This is a genomic window from Embleya sp. NPDC005575 (assembly GCF_040605455.1).
Classification (GTDB): Bacteria; Actinomycetota; Actinomycetes; order Streptomycetales; family Streptomycetaceae; genus Embleya.
Map to the genome: position 1 here is coordinate 1 of NZ_JBEXCV010000169.1, position 17,508 is coordinate 17,508.

General features: G+C 73.2%; 15 protein-coding genes. 12 read left to right on the top strand and 3 right to left on the bottom strand.

The annotated features are described in order from the left end of the window. The 3 genes from ABZS54_RS35980 to ABZS54_RS35990 form a co-directional block, all read left to right on the top strand. On the top strand, nt 1-646 hold a 646-nt coding region (locus ABZS54_RS35980), incomplete at its 5' end, for a TerD family protein (protein WP_355545924.1). A gap of 231 nt (nt 647-877) precedes the next feature. Next, nucleotides 878-1,462 (top strand): hypothetical protein, encoded by a 585-nt coding sequence (locus ABZS54_RS35985; protein WP_355545926.1) that lies wholly within the window; start codon nt 878-880, stop codon nt 1,460-1,462. Nucleotides 1,463-1,558: 96 nt separating this feature from the next. After that, nucleotides 1,559-1,927, top strand: a complete 369-nt coding sequence (locus ABZS54_RS35990) for a hypothetical protein (protein ID WP_020554773.1) — start codon at nt 1,559-1,561, stop codon at nt 1,925-1,927. A gap of 13 nt (nt 1,928-1,940) precedes the next feature. Here the strand turns inward: ABZS54_RS35990 and ABZS54_RS35995 are convergent, their stop codons facing one another. Both ABZS54_RS35995 and ABZS54_RS36000 read right to left on the bottom strand, forming a co-directional pair. Continuing rightward, nucleotides 1,941-2,603 (bottom strand): hypothetical protein, encoded by a 663-nt coding sequence (locus tag ABZS54_RS35995; RefSeq protein ID WP_355545928.1) that lies wholly within the window; start codon nt 2,601-2,603, stop codon nt 1,941-1,943. A gap of 200 nt (nt 2,604-2,803) precedes the next feature. Next, a complete protein-coding gene (locus tag ABZS54_RS36000; protein ID WP_355545930.1) occupies nt 2,804-4,951 on the bottom strand; it encodes a RecQ family ATP-dependent DNA helicase in 2,148 nt (715 codons plus the stop codon). A gap of 181 nt (nt 4,952-5,132) precedes the next feature. Here ABZS54_RS36000 and ABZS54_RS36005 point away from each other — a divergent pair, with 181 nt between their 5' ends. The 4 genes from ABZS54_RS36005 to ABZS54_RS36020 all read left to right on the top strand — a co-directional run bounded on the left by ABZS54_RS36005 (nt 5,133) and on the right by ABZS54_RS36020 (nt 10,230). Then, entirely contained in the window at nt 5,133-6,089 is a 957-nt protein-coding gene (locus ABZS54_RS36005) for an aldo/keto reductase (protein ID WP_355545932.1), read from the top strand. A 136-nt stretch (nt 6,090-6,225) separates the two neighbouring features. Next, the gene (locus tag ABZS54_RS36010; protein ID WP_355545934.1) at nt 6,226-7,332 is read left to right on the top strand and encodes a DUF4192 domain-containing protein; all 1,107 of its coding nucleotides are present in this window, start codon (nt 6,226-6,228) and stop codon (nt 7,330-7,332) included. Between the two features lie 131 nt (nt 7,333-7,463). Next, nucleotides 7,464-9,404, top strand: coding sequence for a glycogen debranching N-terminal domain-containing protein (locus ABZS54_RS36015; protein WP_355545936.1), 1,941 nt, complete (start codon nt 7,464-7,466; stop codon nt 9,402-9,404). A 118-nt stretch (nt 9,405-9,522) separates the two neighbouring features. Next, on the top strand, nt 9,523-10,230 hold the full coding sequence (locus tag ABZS54_RS36020) for an NUDIX domain-containing protein (protein ID WP_355545938.1): 708 nt from the start codon (nt 9,523-9,525) through the stop codon (nt 10,228-10,230). 81 nt (nt 10,231-10,311) lie between these two features. Here the strand turns inward: ABZS54_RS36020 and ABZS54_RS36025 are convergent, their stop codons facing one another. After that, a complete protein-coding gene (locus ABZS54_RS36025) occupies nt 10,312-10,767 on the bottom strand; it encodes a hypothetical protein (RefSeq protein WP_355545940.1) in 456 nt (151 codons plus the stop codon). Between the two features lie 189 nt (nt 10,768-10,956). Between ABZS54_RS36025 and ABZS54_RS36030 the strand changes: the two genes are divergently transcribed. From ABZS54_RS36030 to ABZS54_RS36050, 5 genes are all read left to right on the top strand, one after another. Then, nucleotides 10,957-12,444 carry an ATP-binding cassette domain-containing protein gene (locus tag ABZS54_RS36030; RefSeq protein WP_355545942.1) on the top strand — a complete coding sequence of 496 codons (1,488 nt, stop codon included), beginning with the start codon at nt 10,957-10,959 and terminating at the stop codon, nt 12,442-12,444. Continuing rightward, nucleotides 12,441-13,199, top strand: coding sequence for a hypothetical protein (locus ABZS54_RS36035; protein ID WP_355545944.1), 759 nt, complete (start codon nt 12,441-12,443; stop codon nt 13,197-13,199). Before ABZS54_RS36030 ends, ABZS54_RS36035 begins: the two co-directional genes overlap by 4 nt. A gap of 185 nt (nt 13,200-13,384) precedes the next feature. Continuing rightward, nucleotides 13,385-14,239, top strand: a complete 855-nt coding sequence (locus tag ABZS54_RS36040) for a FadR/GntR family transcriptional regulator (RefSeq protein ID WP_355545946.1) — start codon at nt 13,385-13,387, stop codon at nt 14,237-14,239. Between the two features lie 226 nt (nt 14,240-14,465). Further along, a complete protein-coding gene (locus ABZS54_RS36045; RefSeq protein ID WP_355545948.1) occupies nt 14,466-16,103 on the top strand; it encodes a SpoIIE family protein phosphatase in 1,638 nt (545 codons plus the stop codon). Nucleotides 16,104-16,366: 263 nt separating this feature from the next. Then, nucleotides 16,367-17,508: sigma-70 family RNA polymerase sigma factor (locus ABZS54_RS36050; RefSeq protein WP_355545950.1), on the top strand; the 1,142-nt coding region annotated here is incomplete at its 3' end.

Below are 17,508 nucleotides of genomic sequence, written 5' to 3' on the forward strand. Positions count from 1 at the left end.
GCCCGAGGCGTCGTCCGCGGCCCAGCCGCCCCGACCGGCGGGCGCACCACCGGCCGCGGTGCCGCCCCGGCCGGCGGACGCACCACCGCGTGCGCTCACCCGCGGGCAGGCCGTCACGATCGAGGATCTCGGCCCGTTCGCGGGCACGGTGCGGATCGAGGCGGCGTGGTGGGCACCCGGCCAGGCGGCCGGCGACACGGTGGCCCTGGTCCTGGACGACGACCGCCGAGTGGGTGACGACGGCGACCTGGTGTTCTTCAACCAACCGGTGCACGCCAGCGGTGCGGTGCGGTTGGCCGGCAAACTGCAGACCGGGACCACCAACGAGGTGGAACCGGGCTCGGATTCGGTCGAGATCGACGTCACCACGTTGCCCGCCGGCCGCAGTCGGGTCCTGGTCGCGCTCGCGTTGGACGCCGCCAGTGGCACCACCTTTGCCCAGGTACCCGTCACCGTCGGTATCGTCGACCCTGTGACCTGCCGCCGACTTGCCGAATTCCGGTTGAGCGGAGGCGATGAGACCGTCATGATCCTGGCCGAGGTCTACCGACGCGGCGACTCCTGGCGCCTGCGCTCGGTCGGTCAGGGCTATGCGGAGGGCCTGGCAGCTTTGGTGATCGAGCACGGGGTGGTGGTGGACGATTGATCCGGCCGAGCTGACGGGGCATCGTAGGATGCGCCGTCGTACGCCCGGGCCACACCCCAGGAGCACCCTGGGTGGGCACGCCCCGCGCGGCTTTGATAGGACTGCCACCATGCCGCGTGTGTTCTCCGGGGAACGGGACTCCACCGATCCCTCCCCGCGTCTCCTCACCGCCGGGCATCCCGGTACCGCCACGAACGAACCGAGCCTTCCCCAGACATGACTGTGAATCCGGTGACTGCCGAAAACACCGCGGACGCGACGTCCGCACCCGAAACCCCGTCCGTACCGCGTCCGTCCGGCGCGGTACCCAAGCCCGGACCTCGACCGGGCCCGAAGCCGGGCCCGCCCAAGCCCGCCGTGCCGCGTCAGGCGACCGCGGCTGCGGGATCCGCCCCGGCGAAGCCGGGCAAGCCCGGCAAGCCCGCTCCGGCCGCGCCGCGCGTCACGCTGATCGCGGCGACCGAGGAGAACGTCTTCGACGCCGCGGACGACGCGGTGGACGCGCTCCTGGAGGCCGGCACCGAGCCCGGCTCGATCCTGGTGCTGACCACGGGCGGGCCACACCCGTGGCAGCAGCACGAGGAGACGTTCGGCGCCGCGCAGTACTGGCGTCAGTACGACGAGGGCAAGGACGTCTTCTACGCGTCGCTGCCCGCCTCGCGTCCGCTGCGCCGGGCCGCGGTCGTGGTCGTGGTCAACGGATTCGCCGACCAGGACCAAGCCGCGCAGATCCTGACCGCGGCACTGACCGCCGGGGCGTCGGTGACGGTCTGCGGCGACATCGAGCGGGTGCGCGCGCTCACCGGTATCGCATAGCACGTCGTAGCACGTAGGGGGCCCGCTCGTATCCGGTCCGGTCGAACTCGGGCCCCCTGCCCCGCGGAAGCCGAAGGTCGGCTACGGTTCGTTGCCATGTCGGAATCGCCGTCGATCGCGCAGCTCCTTGACCGGTTCCTCAGCGACCAGGAGGACCGGCTGAAAATACAGCAGTACCGGGCCTGTAGCACCGTCATCGACATGTTGTCGGGCTATCTCAACCGGTATGCCTACACCACCCTGATCGGGGCCGAACGCCAGGAATGGGACCGCGCCTTCTCGGCCGGTGACGACCGGGCGTTCTGCAACGTGTTCGGGGTGCGCAAGTTGATCGCCGGGATCAAGCCGTTCCACGCACAACATCTGCGTACGCGGTTGCAGAGCCCGGAGCTCGTCCAGGACCACGCGTTGACGGTCACGACCGATCTGGTCGACTGGCTCGCAGAGCGCGGTCTCACCGCCTGATTCAAAGCGTCCGTCAGGACGCGGAAGGTCGTACCAGGGGAGTGGGCCCCGCCTCCGGCAGGTAACGCACCTGCGGCAGTTCAGTCGCGGGGCGGGCCGGGGCGATGCCCGCTGCCCTGATCGGCGTGCTGCCGCCGGGACCGCCCTCGCGGCCCGCGCGCAGCGCCGGGGTCCGCCCGGAGCGCCCGTCGGCGACCACCTGCCAGCCGTCCCGCGTGACGATCGCGACCGCGCCGCAGCGCAGTCCGTGCAGCACGCACGCGTCGTGCAGCCCCCACATCCAGCGGCCGTCGTCCATTTCCCACTCGCGCGTGCCCTCGCGGTGGATCGCCAGCACCGTGGTGTGCGTCGGGGTGCCCCTCCGCAGGTCGTCCGGGACGATCAGGCGCAGGTTCGCCAGGATCAGATTGCGGCAACGCCAGCCGTCGGTACGGGCCTCGCCGAAGCCGAAGGAGGCGCTGGCCACCGGGCGTTCGGACCGATCCAGGACGGCGACCACCGCCGTGCGCGCGACCGGTTGGTGCAGGTCGTGCAGGCGTTTGAGCAGCGCCCGGGGGTCGCGCAGCAACGGGATCCCCCGCGCACGCCAGGACTTGGTGTCCAGCCAGCGGGAGGGACTGGCCGTGGGTGCGCCGTGGTGAGCGGGCGCGGTGGAGGCGGTTGCGGCGATGTGCACGGTCCTCCTTCCGTCCGGGACGGACAGCGGCGCACGCTCCGGATACGGGCGGCTCGCGGCGGAGCGGCGCCGACGGGGCCCGCACGGGAATGTGAAGAGAACGCCTTGTCGATTCTTGCGTGACGCCCGCGAACTCGGCAACACGTACGTGTGATCATTCGGTACGTCCGCGTGATGGCACGGGGGTCGGCCGGCGCCGGTCACCCCTCCATCGTGAGCACCAGGGGCAACACCTGGCGGGCCCCGGCCCGGCGCAGCAGGCGGGCCACCACGGTGAGCGTCCACCCGGTGTCGGTGCGGTCGTCCACGAGCAGAATCGGCGCGTCCAGGGCGGCCACCCGCTCGGCGAGCGCGTCCGGTAGTACGAACGCGTCGGCGATCGAACGCAGGCGCTGCGCGCTGTTGCTGCGCGGCCCCGGACCGCCCGCGCCGGGCGCGTACTCGACCCGGCCGAGCCAGGGGAGTCGGCCGACCGAGGCCAGCCGTTCGCCGAGGCTGTCGATCAGCGCGCCGCGCGTGTGCGAGGCGATGGTCACCACGCCGCCGGGTCGGCGCTGCCAGCCCCATGCGGCCAGGACCTGGACGACGGCGTCGAACGCGGCGTCCGGGATCGGCCCGTCGGGCGCGCCGGGGGCCAGGGTCGGGCGCAGCCGGTTGCCCCACCCGATGTCCGAGGCGCGGCCCAGCGCCCGTCCCGCGGCGGCCTGTTCGCCGTCGGGGATGCGGCCCTTGAGCTCGACGCCGGCCACCGCCATGCCGGTGGGCCACATCCGCCGCGGCTCCACCTCCACGCCCGGCCGACCCAGCGCCGCGCGTGCCGCGTCCCGGGAGGCGGGATCCACCCGCGCGTCGTGGCGCGGGCCCGCGCAGGCGTCGCAGCGCCCGCACGGGGCGGCGCCCGGATCGTCCAGGCAACGGCGCAGGAACTCCATCCGGCAGGTGCCGTCGGCCTGATAGTCGCGCATGGACTGCTGCTCGTGCTCGCGGGCCGCGGCCACCCGCGCGTAGCGCTCGGCGTCGTACTCCCAGGGGCGTCCGGTCGCGGTCCAGCCGCCGCGCACGCGCTTGACCGCGCCGTCCACGTCGAGCACCTTGAGCATCAGCTCCAGGCGGTTGCGGCGCAGGTCCACGAGCGGTTCCAGGGCCTGTGTGGACAGCGGGCGTCCAGCGCCCTCCAGGGCGGCCAGCGTGCGCTCGACCTGCTCGCGGGCGGGAAAGCCGAGCGAGCCGAAGTAGCGCCAGATCGCCTCGTCCTCACGGCCGGGCAGCAGCAGCACGTCGGCCCGGTCCACGGCGCGCCCGGCCCGGCCGATCTGCTGGTAGTAGGCGATCGGCGACTGCGGGGCGCCCAGGTGCACGACGAAGCCCAGGTCGCCCTTGTCGAAGCCCATGCCGAGCGCGGACGTGGCCACGAGCGCCTTGACCCGGTTGGCCAGCAGGTCGGCCTCGGCGACCCGGCGCTCGGCGTCCTCGGTGCGGCCCGAGTAGGACGCGACGGCGTGCCCGCGCGAGCGCAGGAAGGCGGTGACCTCCTCGGCCGCGGCGACGGTCAGCGTGTAGACGATGCCCGAGCCCGGCAGCTCGGGCAGGTGGGTGTCCAGCCAGGCCAACCGGTCGGCCGCGTCGGGCAGTCGCAGCACGCCGAGCGACAGGCTCCCCCGGTCCAGGGTGCCGCGCAGCACCAGCGCGTCGCCGGCCGGGTCGAGCTGCTCGGCCACGTCGGCGCTCACCCGCGCGTTCGCGGTCGCGGTGGTGGCCAGGACCGGGACGCCGGTCGGCAGCTCCTCCAGCAGGGTGCGCAGCCGGCGATAGTCGGGGCGGAAGTCGTGCCCCCAGTCGGACACGCAGTGCGCCTCGTCGACCACGAGCAGACCGGTGGTGGCGGCCAGCTTGGGCAGCACGGTGTCCCGGAAGTCGGGGTTGTTCAGCCGCTCGGGGCTGACCAGGAGCACGTCCACGGTGCCCTCGGCCACCTCGGCCTGCACCGCGTCCCAGTCGTCGACGTTGGCCGAGTTGATGGTGCGGGCCCGGATCCCGGCGCGGGCGGCGGCGTCGACCTGGTTGCGCATCAGGGCCAGCAGCGGCGAGACGATCACGGTGGGCCCCGCACCGCGTTCGCGCAGCAGCGCGGTGGCCACGAAGTAGACCGCGGACTTGCCCCAGCCCGTGCGCTGCACCACCAGGACCCGGCGATGGTGCGCGACCAGCGCCTCGACCGCGCGCCACTGGTCCTCGCGCAGCCGCGCGTCGCCGCCGGCCAGGTCCCGCAGCACGGCGTCGGCACGGGTGCGCAGGTCCGTCGCGGGGTCGGGGCGGGCGTCGTGGGCGGTGGATCGGTCCTCGGTCATGCCTCCCTTTGTAGTCGCCATCGGCGACATCACGAAAAGGCGGCCGGGGCGGTTCGTGCAAAAACGGGTCGCCTTCGCGGGGCGCCCGGGCCGACCGGGGCGGGCTGAGCCCCTGGCCGACGGGCGTTCGGCGCGCGATGGTGGAAGGGACCGAAACCCCCCAGGGCGACGGAGGCGCGACGTGCGCTACCTCGAAGTGGACGGATTTCCCCCGGTGAGCCGGATCGGACTGGGCACCCGGCAGTTCGGCTCGCGGATGTGGGGCTACGGCGACGCGTACGCGTCGGTGACCGCCCACGTGCTGGTCGGCCGGGCGCTGGAGCTGGGGGTGACCCTGTTCGACACGGCCGAGGTCTACGGGCTCGGGCGCAGCGAGCGCATCCTGGGCGAGGCACTGGGGGCGGACGCCGGTCGGGCCGTGGTGGCCACCGCGTTCGTGCCGGCGCTGCCGACGACCGCCGTGCTGCGCGGTCGGGCGTATCGCAGCATGGCTCGGCTGGGTCTGGACCGGATCCCGCTGTACCAGGCCCATGCCGCCAATCCGCTGGTGTCGATCGACGTGATGATGAACGCGCTCGGTGAACTCCGGGACGAGAAGATCGTCGAGGAGGTCGGGGTGAGCAATCACGACCTCGCCCGGTGGCGCCGGGCCGAGCACGCGCTGGGTCGACGGGTGCTTTCCGACCAGGTCGAGTTCAGCCTCGCGGCGCCCGGACCGCTGCGCGACCTGGTGCCGTGGGCCGAGCGCAATCGGCGCCTGGTGATCGCGCACAGCCCGCTGGCCCTGGGCCTGCTCGGCTCGCGCTACGACGAGTACAACCGGCCGGCCGGATTCCGGGTGCACGCGACACTGTTCCGCCCGGAGAACCTGCGCCGGGCCGAACCGCTGCTGGAACTGTTGCGCGAGGTGGCCGTCGGGCACGACGCGACGCCCGCGCAGATCGCGTTGGCGTGGACGCTGTATCGGGGGCCGGTGGCGGCCGTCCCGGGGGCGTCCACGATCGAGCAACTGGAACACAACGTGGCGGCGGCCGAGATCGCGTTGGCCGAGGACGAGTACCGGGCCCTGACCGCGCAGGCGGAGGTCTTCGCACCGCTTCGGGGTCTGGACGCGATGCGCTCGCGCGGACGGCGCTAGCCGCGGGGCGCGGACGCCGGGCGAGACGGAGCCGGTAGGGCCGAGTTTGTCAAGGTATGTATCCACAACGGCCGAGTCGCGCACAGGTCGTCGGCGGATGCCGGGCTCGGGTCGCGAGCGGGCGCAGGCTCGCCGCATGAACGACACCGATGGTTTCGACCGCACCCCCTTCGTGGCGATGTCCCCGCAGTCCGTGCTGCGGGTGCGCTCGCCCGCGGACCTGGTGGAGGCCGTGCCGTATCTGATCGGGGTGCGGCCCACCGACAGCGTGGTGCTGCTGGGCATCCTGCCGGGTGAGCGCAGTCGGGTCGGCCCGGTGTTGCGCCACGACCTGCCGCAGCCGGCCGATTTCGAGCCCGCCGCCCGGCACTTCGCCCGACTGCTGGTGCGCACCGGCGCGTGCGGCGTGGCGGTCGCGATGTATCCGGACGGTGCCGAGGCGATGGCGCCGGCCACGGGAGGGACGGCGCCCGAGGCCGGGTCGGCGCCGGCCGTCGAGCGGCTGAGGCCGCTGCACACGGCGATCGTCCACGCGTGTGGCACGCACGCGATCGAGGTGCGCGAGGCGGTGTGTGTGACCGCCGCGCGCTGGTGGTCCTACGGCTGTACGGATACCCGGTGCTGCCCGGCCGAGGGCACCTTGCTGCGCACCGAACGCAGCTCCACGGTCGCCGCGACGGCGGTCTGGGCGGGACTGCCCGAGCCGGTGTCGTTGGCCGAGCTGGTGCGCCGCTTCCGGCCGCCGGAGTACGCGATGCGGGAGCTGATGCTGGGGGCGTACGAGAGCGTGCGGGGCGAGTCCCAGGGGTTCGCGGTGGGGCGCACGCTGACCGCGCTGGCCGGCCACCGTGCGCGGTTCCGGGCCGGCGACACCACGATCGAACCGGCCGAGGCGGCGCGGCTGGTGCTGGGGCTGAGCGATGCGCGGGTGCGCGACGAGGCGATGGCCTGGCACGGCGAGCAGCCGGGCGACGCCGACGACGTGGCCCTGCTCGCGCTGTGGACCGCGCTGGCCCGCCGGGCCTTCGCCCCCGCCTCCGCTCCGCCGCTCACCCTTGCCGCGTGGGCGGCCTGGACGATCGGCGACGGCGTGCTGGCCCGGGTCGCGGTGACCCGGGCGCTGCGGGCCGACGCCGGGTACACGATGGCGCGGTTGCTGCACTCGGCGATCAACAGCCCGCTGAGCGCGGCCGAGGTGCGCCGAAGGATCTTTCGCGATGCCGTGACCAACCGGGCGCCGTGACCGTTGGGGGGCCGGGGCCACATGTCGATCGACCGGTCGACATCGGGACGGTACCGCCGCCGGAGCCGGTGCGGGGAAGCCCGATCCCGCTCGCGCGGGCCCATGAGAAGCGGGAGACGAGCGTGGTGAGCGTGAGCACGACCCCACATCCCGTCGCACACGACGCGCTCGTCTGCGTGGACGCCCCGGGCATGGCGATCAGTGGGCTCGACGGGCAACTGCGCGGGCACGGCGTGCAGGGCATCTACCACGACGGGCGGCGCACGCTCTCGCGCGTCGTGCTGACCATCGGCGGCACCGAGCCCGAACCGCTGTCCGGACACGTGGTCGCGGCCGACACCGTGCGCTACCTCGCGATGCGCCGATTCGCCGCGGACTCGCCCGACCCCGGCCTGGTGATCGAGCGCACTCGCCACGCCGCCGGCCGGGAGCGGCTCGTGCTGCGCAACACCGGGCGCCGGGTGCTGCGCTTTTCGGTCGAACTGGCCCTGGGTACCGACCTGATCCCGCTCGACGCGCTGCGAGCCGGACACCGCCCGACCGAACTGCCGGCCCGGGTCGCCGCGGCGGGTCTGGGGTGGAGCGCACCGGACGGGACGAGCGTGCGGGCGAGCGCCGAGCCGGCGCCGGACACCGCGCTGGCCGCCACCGCGACGCTGCGCTGGGACGTCGACCTGGAGCCGGCCCGCTCGTGGGCGGTCGAACTGCGCGTGGCTGCCGACCCGGTTCCCGGTCGACCCGGCCCGCGCGCCTTCTCCGGCCGGCCGCCGTGGACGCAGCCCCGGGTGCGCTGCGACGACGTGCGGGTCGCGGCCTGGCTCGACCAGGGACTGCGCGACCTGCGGGCGCTGCTCGCCGTCCCCGATCCCGACCTGCCGACCGCGCCGCTGCCCGCCGCGGGCGCGCCGTGGCAACTGGCCCCCACCGGGCGCGACGCGCTGTGGACGGCCCGGATGTTGTTGCCGCTGGGCACCCGATTCGCGAGCGGTGTGCTGCGGTTGCTCGCGGCCCGCCAAGGCGTGCGCGCGCAGCCGCGCGGCGGCGAGGACCCCGGGCGGATCCCGCACACCCTGGGCCGGGCCGGCGAACCGGCCCGCTACGACTGCGCGGGCTCGACCGCGCTGTTCGTCACGCTGTTCGGCGAAGCCTGGCGCTGGGGACTGCCCGCCGCCGAGGCCGGCGCACTGCTGCCCGCGCTCGGCCGTGCGCTCGGGCACCTTTCCCGCACGTTGGGCGAGCGGCCGGGCGACTTCGTCCGGCTCGGCCCCGAGGGGCCCGCGCCGTGCGAACTCCAGGCACAGACCTATGAGGCCGCGCGGCACGGCGCGGCCCTGCTGGACGCGCACGGCCTGCCGGGCGCGGGCGCCTTGCGGGAACGGGCCGAGCAACTCGGCGTCGCCTTCCGCCGGGCGTTTCGCGCCGAGGACGCGGCGGGTGAGTACTACGCGGCGGCGCTCGACCCCGCCGGCCGGCCGATCACCGTGGCCTCGTCCGCGATGGCGCACCTGCCCGGCAGCGGCATCCTGGACGACACCGGCAATCGGGCGGTGGCCCGCCGGTTGACCGCGCCCGACCTGGACTGCGGCTGGGGGCTGCGCGGCACGTCGGCCCGGATGCCCGGCTACCACCCGCTCGCCGCCCGAGGCGGCGTGGTGCGCGCCCACGACACGTGCGTGGCCGCCGCCGGACTCGCCGACGCGGGCCATCTCGACGCCGCGCAACAACTGTTCGCCGGGCTGTTGCACGCCGCACCGTGGTTCCAGTACCGGTTGCCGGAGATGCACGCGGGCGAACAGCGCGCGGAAGGCCACGCTCCGGTGGCCCACCCCCTGGCATGCCGGCCGTTCGCGCGTGCGGCCGGGGCGATCCTGCCGGTCCTGGTGGCCTTTGCCGGGATCCTGCCGGACGTCCCGGCCGGTCGGGTCACCGTGCGCCCGGCCGGCCCGCTGGACATCGGCGAGCTCGAACTACGCGATCTGTGCGTGGCCGGCGAGCCGTTCACGGTTCGGGTCAACCGGGCCGGTCAGGCGATCGTGGAGGCGGCGGCGGAGGGCATCCGGTTGGCGATCTGAACCGCGCGACCCGGTGACGCGACGCCACCGCCCGCGTGCGCGGGGTATGCCGAGCGATCGGGAATCCGTTTTATCGTCAGCCAGACAGCTAGTGCCCTCCGGGCACTAGGATCGCCCCATGCCGCGCTCCGAGACCTCGCTCTTTCCGCCCTTCGGAGTCACCGTGGATCTCGTCGTCCTTACGGTGCGCGAGCACGCGCTGAGTGCCTTGACCATCCGCCGGGGCGAGCCGCCGTTCCAGGGCACGTGGGCGCTGCCCGGCGGCTTCGTGCGCGAGGGCGAGGGCCTGGAGGCCGCTGCGGCGCGGGAACTCGCCGAGGAGACCGGCCTGGACCGGCTGCCGGTGCACCTGGAGCAACTCGCCACCTTCGGCGACCCCGGCCGCGATCCGCGGATGCGCGTGGTCAGCGTGGCCTACCTGGTCCTGGCCCCGGATCTGCCCGCCCCGCGCCCCGGCGGCGACGCGGCCGGCGCGCGCTGGTCCTCGGTCGGCGAACTGCTCGGCGACGGCAGCCGGCTCGCCTTCGACCACGGGCGGATCCTGGAGGACGGCGTCGAGCGCGCCCGCTCCAAGATCGAGTACTCCTCGCTCGCCGCCGCCTTCTGCCCCGAGGAGTTCACCGTCGGCGAGCTGCGCCGGGTCTACGAGGCGGTGTGGGGCGTGGCCCTGGATCCGCGCAACTTCCACCGCAAGGTGACCGGCACGCCCGACTTCCTGGTGCCCACCGGCGGCACCACCACCCGGCAGGGCGGCCGGCCGGCCCAACTGTTCCGGCGCGGCTCCGCGGAGAAGCTCAACCCACCGATGTTGCGCCCCGAGGCCTGACCGACCCGGCCGCGGTCGCGCCTTCGGCGTCGCCCGGCACCCGCCGCCGGCGGGTGCGTGCCGGCAAGGGTGTCCGCCCGGTCAGCCCTGGCCGCCCAGATCGAGTCCGTCCGCGTCGTAGGCGAGTTGCGCGTCCCGGCTGCGGTGGCGACCCAGCATCACGAGCAACTCCACCACCCGCGTTTGCAGCGCCGGCGGCCAACCCGCGACGCCCTGCGGTCCGTGGGCGATGCCCGCAAGGAGGTCGTCCAAGAGCAGGCCGAGCCGGGTGTGTTCATCCCGCAGCCGCCACACCGCGGGTTCGAACCTGGGATCCGCGCGCCGCACTTCTTCGTAGAGGCCGTCGGGCCCTTCGGTGGCCGCGACGTGTTCGTACAAATCGGCCCGCAGTTGGCGCAGCCCCGCGCACAGCGCGGCCACCCGGCGCGGGCCCGCCTGGTTGGCGACCAGGCCGTCACGGACGATCAACAACGCGTCGTCGAGGTCGCCCCGCCTGCGGCGGACGGCGTCCAGGACGCCCGGATCGGGAACAGACATGCCGACCTCCAGTGGCGGTACTCGGCGGTACCTCGATGGTCCTCCAGGACCAGGCGGCCTGTCCAGGTTCGGCGGACTTTTCCGCAGCTCGCCGATATGCCATCAAATGCCGGGAAAATTATGATTTCGCCGGTATGTTGCCAAAGATCCATAGATCTCCCGTATTCGGGGTGACGAGGAGCGATGGCGATGATCCAGACACGCGCGCTGACCAAGAGATACGGCGGCATCGTGGCCGTCGACGACCTGTCCTTCGATGTGCTCCCCGGCAGGGTCACGGCGCTGCTCGGGCCAAACGGCGCGGGCAAGTCGACCGTCCTGCGGCTGATGCTCGACCTCGAGCGCGGTGGGGGCGAGACGCTGTACGACGGCCGACGCTACCGCCGGCTGCGCCGACCCGGCGCCGAGGTCGGCGCCTGCGTGGGCCTCTTCGGCGCACATCCGGGACGCCGCGTCCGGGCGCACCTGCGGATGCTCGCGGCGGCCGGTCGGATCCCGGCCCGCCGAGTGGACGAGGTGCTCGACCTGGTCGGGCTGACCCCGGTGGCCCGCGCTCGGATCCGGGTGCTCTCGGCGGGTGCGCTCGGCCGACTCGGGCTGGCCGGCGCGCTGCTCGGCGATCCGGGCACGTTGGTGCTGGACGAACCCGCGATCGGCCTGGACCCGCAGGGGGTGCGCTGGCTGCGCGACTTCCTGCGCGCCTATGCGGACGATGGCCGTACGGTCCTGGTCGCCGGGCACATCCTGGCCGAGACCGCGCACTGCGCGGATCGGGTCCTGGTGATCAGCCGGGGCCGCCTGATCGCGGACGAGTCGGCGGCCGACTTCCTGCGCCGCGGGGCGCGAGCCGGAGTTTCGGTGCGTACGCCGCAGGTGGCGCGGTTGTCCGCGCTGTTGCGGACCGAGGGCGTGCACGCCACTCGCTCCGACGGCACCTCGCTCACCGTGACCGGTGCCGATCGGGCCAGGGTCGGCGAGATCGCCTTCCGCGGCGGGATCCTGCTGCACGAGTTGGTCGAACGCGAGCCCGGGGTCGGCGACGCGTTCACCGATGTGATCACCCTCGGGCGCGAGCGTAGGCGGACCGGCGAGGACGAGGATTCGCGCAGGGGACGCTCGACCGGGCTCGACTCGGCGAGCCGGCCCACCGAGGAGCTCGTCGGACTCGGATCCGAGTACACCCGCGCGACGCCGGCGGGCCCGACGCTCACCGGCGCGGCGCCGTCGGCCGCACCCGGGACGGGGCTCGACACCGACCCTGACCCCGATCCCGATCCCGACCCTGACCCCGACCCTGACCCCGATCCCGACCTCGATCCCGATCCGCACCCGGCTCGAGCACGAACGGAGGCCCTGCGGGCAGCCACGCCGAAAGCCACGCCGGCGACCCGCCGCGACAACGCCCCGATCACCGTGCCCGAGGCCCCTGGGATCATCGAGTCGGGCACCGCCCCCGGCACCGCCTCCGCCGCCGACCCGAACACCCGGGCGTCCGTCGCGCCGTGCACGCGTCCGGCCGACGCCGACGCCGACATCGCAACCGGCGCCCGTACCCGCCGAAGCAGCGAGCCGGACCCGAACGAGGTGCCCGCCGCGCTGCCGCCGAGGCGCCGATTCGCCCGCACCTGGCGTTCCACCGAGCACGCCGGACAGACCGACGAGGTGAGAAGCGCATGAGCGCGATCGCATACGAATTCGTGCGGGCCCGCAGCCTGCGCACGACATGGGGCGGCCTCCTGGGCCTGCTCGCGCTCGCCGCCGGCGCCACATGGGTGGCGGTCCGCCAGGCCGGCGCCGTCTCGATCGGCTCAGGCGAGGCGGCCCACCTGGTCACCGCGGGACCCGGCCACACCCCCGTGCTGATTCCCGCGATCATGCTGGCGACCGCCCTCGCCTGCGCGCGCGAGCAACGCCGGGAGGCACTGCCCAGCCTGTTGCTCGCGTTGCCCCGGCGCGGTCGGGTGTACCTGGTCAAGGTGGTCGGCACCGCGGTCGCGGCCGTCGCGGTCGCCGTCCTGGCGGTGGCCGCGAGCGTCGGCACGGCCCGCGCCGTATTCGGCCCGACCTTCTTGGAAACCGCGGCGATCGAGGCCCCGGCACCGCGGATTTTGGCAGGATTCGTCGCCTACGTGCTGTGCGCCGCCGTCCTCGGCCTGGCGATCGGCACCTTGTCCCGCGGCGCCCCACTGATCGCGATCGCCGCCGCGGCGCTGCCCGCCGGAGCCGAGCGGCTGATCGCGGCGGCCGTTTCGGCCGGTGCCCCGCCGGCGTACCGAGACCTCGTGCGTTACCTTCCGTTCCGCGCCGCGGACCGTATGCTCGCCGTCGCCGACGGCGACCTGCCGCCGGTGGTGGACGGCTCGGTCCTGGCCGGAACCACGCTCGTGCTCACCGTGCTCGCGATGATCACGTTCGTGCGCCGCCGAGCCTAGGACGTGTCCGGCGGATCCCGCCGGACAGGGCCTGGCCGGTTCCGACGGACGTCACACTTTCGGACGATCGACCCGCAAGGTAGATCACCCTTTCGTGTGTTTTTCAGCCGAGAGCGGGTTTGCTGCTCAAGCCGGACCCGTTCGAGGCCGAGATGGAGAGCGTGAGTATCGCTGCCCATCAGACAATGACCCACGCCCCGGCGAGCGGCTCGGCCGACGCGTTCCGCGCCGGCGAGCCGGGCGCCGCCGGCACCGACCCGATGTCCCGCCGGCCGTACGTGTGGGACGGCCCCGACCTCGAACCGGCCCGCGCCGTGCGCAAACCCGGCGTCGGTCGAGGCCGCGGCCTGCACGGCCAACTCGTCCAGCAGCTCGGCCAGATGATCGTCGCGGGCGAAGTGGGTGCCGAACGCCCGCTGGTGCCCGAGGAGATCGGCCAGCGCTTCGAGGTCTCCCGGACCGTGGTGCGCGAATCGCTCCGGGTCCTGGAGGCCAAGGGCCTGGTCAGCGCCCGGCCCAACGTCGGCACCCGAGTGCGCCCGGTGAGCGACTGGAACCTTCTCGACCCCGACGTGATCGAGTGGCGCGCGTGCGGCCCGCAACGCGACTCGCAGCGCCGTGAACTCTTCGAACTGCGCTGGGGCATCGAGCCGTTGGCCGCGCACATGGCCGCGTGTCGCAACCATCCGGAGATCGTCCGCCGGCTCGCCGACGTGGTGGAGATCATGCAGCGGGCCGTCGCCCAGCCCGACCCGCTCACCTTCAGCCGCGCCGACGCGGAGTTCCACGGTCTGCTGCTCCAGGTCGCGGGCAATCGGATGCTCGACCACCTCGCGAGCATCCTGGCCGCCGCGCTCCAGGTCTCCGGCGGACACGTGGCCGGCTGCGAGCACCTCTCCGAGGCGTCCGTCTCGCTGCACGCGCGTCTGGTCGACGCGGTCGCCGCCGGCGACGGCGAGAGCGCCGAGGCCGCCATGCGCTCGCTGCTCGCCGTACACCCCGAGGTGGACCGCCAATTCCCCGCCCCGCGCGAGGGCTGACCCGCAGTCGAGGGGCAGTGCCACCGCCTGCCCGAGGACACGCGCGCATCGCCCCTTCGCCGACCCGACGCACGGGTCGGCGAAGGGGCGCGTGTATGTCCGAGTCCGCCCGCATATCCGATGTACGGAGAGTTCAGGCCAATCCTCCCGGTGAGGGGGTTCGCGTGCGTACTCTCGATATCTGACTCGCCGGCCCGGAGTTGCCAACAGGTGGGGTTGTGAGGCAATGAACGACGACAAGGTCGGATGCGAGCGGCCCGCAGGGATCGACGCGGCGCTGCTGGCAACCTTGACCAGCCAGGGATCGACGGCATTTGCTTTCTATGACCGGCAGTTGCACTGTCGGCGGGTCAGCGGCGCACTCGCCCGGCTGGCCGGCCGCGCGACCGAGGATCTGCTCGGCCGACGTCCCGGCGAGGTCTATCCGCCGGCCCGGGCCCGCCGGATCGAGGCAGCCATCTCCCGGGTGCTGGCCCGCGGCGAACCGCACGTGGAGACCCACGCGAGCCAAGCCCCGGGCTGCGGCGATCCCGCCGACCGGGTCGGCACGGCCCGCGCCGAAGCACGCGAACGGGCGTACGAGTCCCAGTGGTTGCCGGTGCGCGACCCGCTCGACGAGGCCGGTCCGGTGATCGGTGTACTGCTGGTGGTGCGCGACGTCACCGAGCAGCGGCGCTGCGAGGAACTGCTGCGGTCCAGCCAGTGGCGCACCGCCAGACTCCAGGCGATGACCGCGCGGATCGCGGGCACGCTCAGCGTGCCCGAAGTGGAGGAGGCGGTCGACGAACTCGGCACCGGCATCGCCGCCGCGTGCTCGGAGGCGTATCTGCTGGACGAGACCGCGCCGGTGTACCCGTGGCCGAACGTGCCCGCGCAGCGCACCGTCGCCCGCCGACGCGGCCTGCCCGCGCACTGGTCGCCGGACCTGGTGGCCGCGGTGACCGACGGCATCGCGCAATACACCTCGAACGACGGCCCGGGGGCCTCCCGGGTGATCCTGCCGCTGGTCGGCTCCGGCGCGCCGCTGGGCGTGCTGCGCTACACCTTCGACGACGGTCGTGCGTTCGACCCGGACGACCGGATCTTCCTGGAGGCGTTCGCGGGCCAGTGCGCGCTGGCCATCGAGCGCTCGCGCCTGTACGAGCGCGAGCACCGCACCGCCGTCGCGCTGCAGCGCAGCCTGCTGCCCGAGCGGTTGCCGGCGGTGCGCGGCGTCGAGTTCGGCTTCCGCTACCTGCCAGGCGCCCCCGACTTCGAGGTCGGCGGCGACTGGTACGACGTGTTCCGACTGCCGGACGGTCGGGTGGCGATCGTGGTCGGCGACGTGATCGGCAAGGGTTTGACCGCGGCGGCCGGTATGGGACGGGTCCGTTCGGCCCTGCGGGCGCTCGCCTTCACCGACGCCGAGCCCGCCGCCGTACTCACCGGTCTGGACCGGCTGTTCACCGCGACCGAGGACGACGAGTCGCTGACCACGCTCGTATACGCCGTGGTGGATCCCGCGACCGGCCTGCTCGACCTCGCCGACGCGGGCCACCTACCGGTGGTGGTCGTCTCGGCCGACGGCAAGGCCAAACTCGTCGAGATCGGCGAGGAGTCGACCCCCCTGGGAGTAGCGGAACAGCGGACGCAACACACCATTCGACTCGATCCGGGGGACATCCTGATCGGCTTCTCGGACGGGCTCGTCGAGACCCGCGGGCGCGGCATCGACGAGGGTCTGGACGACCTCGTGGAAATCGCCCGCGGGGCCCACGAGGGCCTGGAGGCGCTGTTGACCGACATCCTGGAAGGACTGTTCGGGGATCGGGATCGAGACGACGACGTGACCATCCTGGGAGTGCGGATCACCGGTGACGTGTGAGCCGGTTCCCCCACACAGGGTGTGGCGCGCACCGGTAGCGGGAACCGTGTGAGCTGCACCACCGAACGGGTGCGTAACACTTCTTCGCCTGGCCCGATGAGTACGAAGGTGGCAGCCGTTCGGGAATAGCAAAACAAGCCGCTGTGCTGATCCGAGCGCAACGGTTTGCCGGAACCACGGAACAAGCTGTCCGCCCGAGTGTCGTTCGCTTGGCGGCGCCTGCCTGTTCACCAGGTCGTGACGCCGTCCAGATCGTCGAGAGGTTGTTTGTGTCGGCCAGCACATCCCGTTCGCTCCCGCCCGAGATCGCCGAATTCGTCAACGTGAAGTCGTTGATCGAGCGGGGTGAGGCCCAGGGATACATCGCCAGCGACGAGGTGCGTCAGGCGTTCGAGGCCGACCAGATTCCGGCCACTCAGTGGAAGAACGTCCTGCGCAGCCTCAACCAGGTCCTCGACCAGGAGGGTGTGACCATCATGGTCAGTGCCGCGGACTCGGCGGCGCCCAAGCGCACCCGGAAGAGTGTGGCGGCCAAGAGCGCCGCCAAGCGCACCGCGACCAAGACCGTCGTCTCCAACCGCGCCGGCAGCGCCGGCACCGTGACGGCAGCGGCCGAACGGGCGACACCCGGCGCCGGCGCCGGCGCCGCGCCGACCACCACCGTGGCCGAGACCGCCCCGACCGCGCCCGCGGCGAGCGCCGCACCGCGCAAGAGCGCCGCGAAGAAGACCGCCGCCGCAGGCGCCGCCAAGAAGGCCGCGCCGAAGAAGGTCGCCGCCAAGAAGACCGCCGGCAAGGCCGGCGAATCCGACGCGGACGCCGAGGAGTTGCCCGACGACCCCGAGGCGGTCGTCGAGGACGCGGTGCCCGACGAGCCGGAGACCAAGGGCTTCATCCTCTCCGACGACGAGGACGACGCCCCCGCGCAGCAGGTCGCCGCCGCCGGCGCCACCGCCGACCCGGTCAAGGACTACCTCAAGCAGATCGGCAAGGTCCCGCTGCTCAATGCCGAGCAGGAGGTCAACCTCGCCAAGCGGATCGAGGCCGGCCTGTTCGCCGAGGACAAGCTCGGCTCCGGCGACAAGCTGCAACCCAAGCTCCGGATGGAGCTGGAGATCATCGCCGAGGACGGCCGCCGGGCGAAGAACCACCTCCTGGAGGCCAACCTGCGTCTGGTGGTCTCGCTGGCCAAGCGCTATACCGGTCGCGGCATGCTCTTCCTGGACCTGATCCAGGAGGGCAACCTGGGCCTGATCCGTGCCGTCGAGAAGTTCGACTACACCAAGGGCTACAAGTTCTCCACGTACGCCACCTGGTGGATTCGGCAGGCGATCACCCGGGCCATGGCCGACCAGGCGCGGACCATCCGCATCCCGGTCCACATGGTCGAGGTGATCAACAAGCT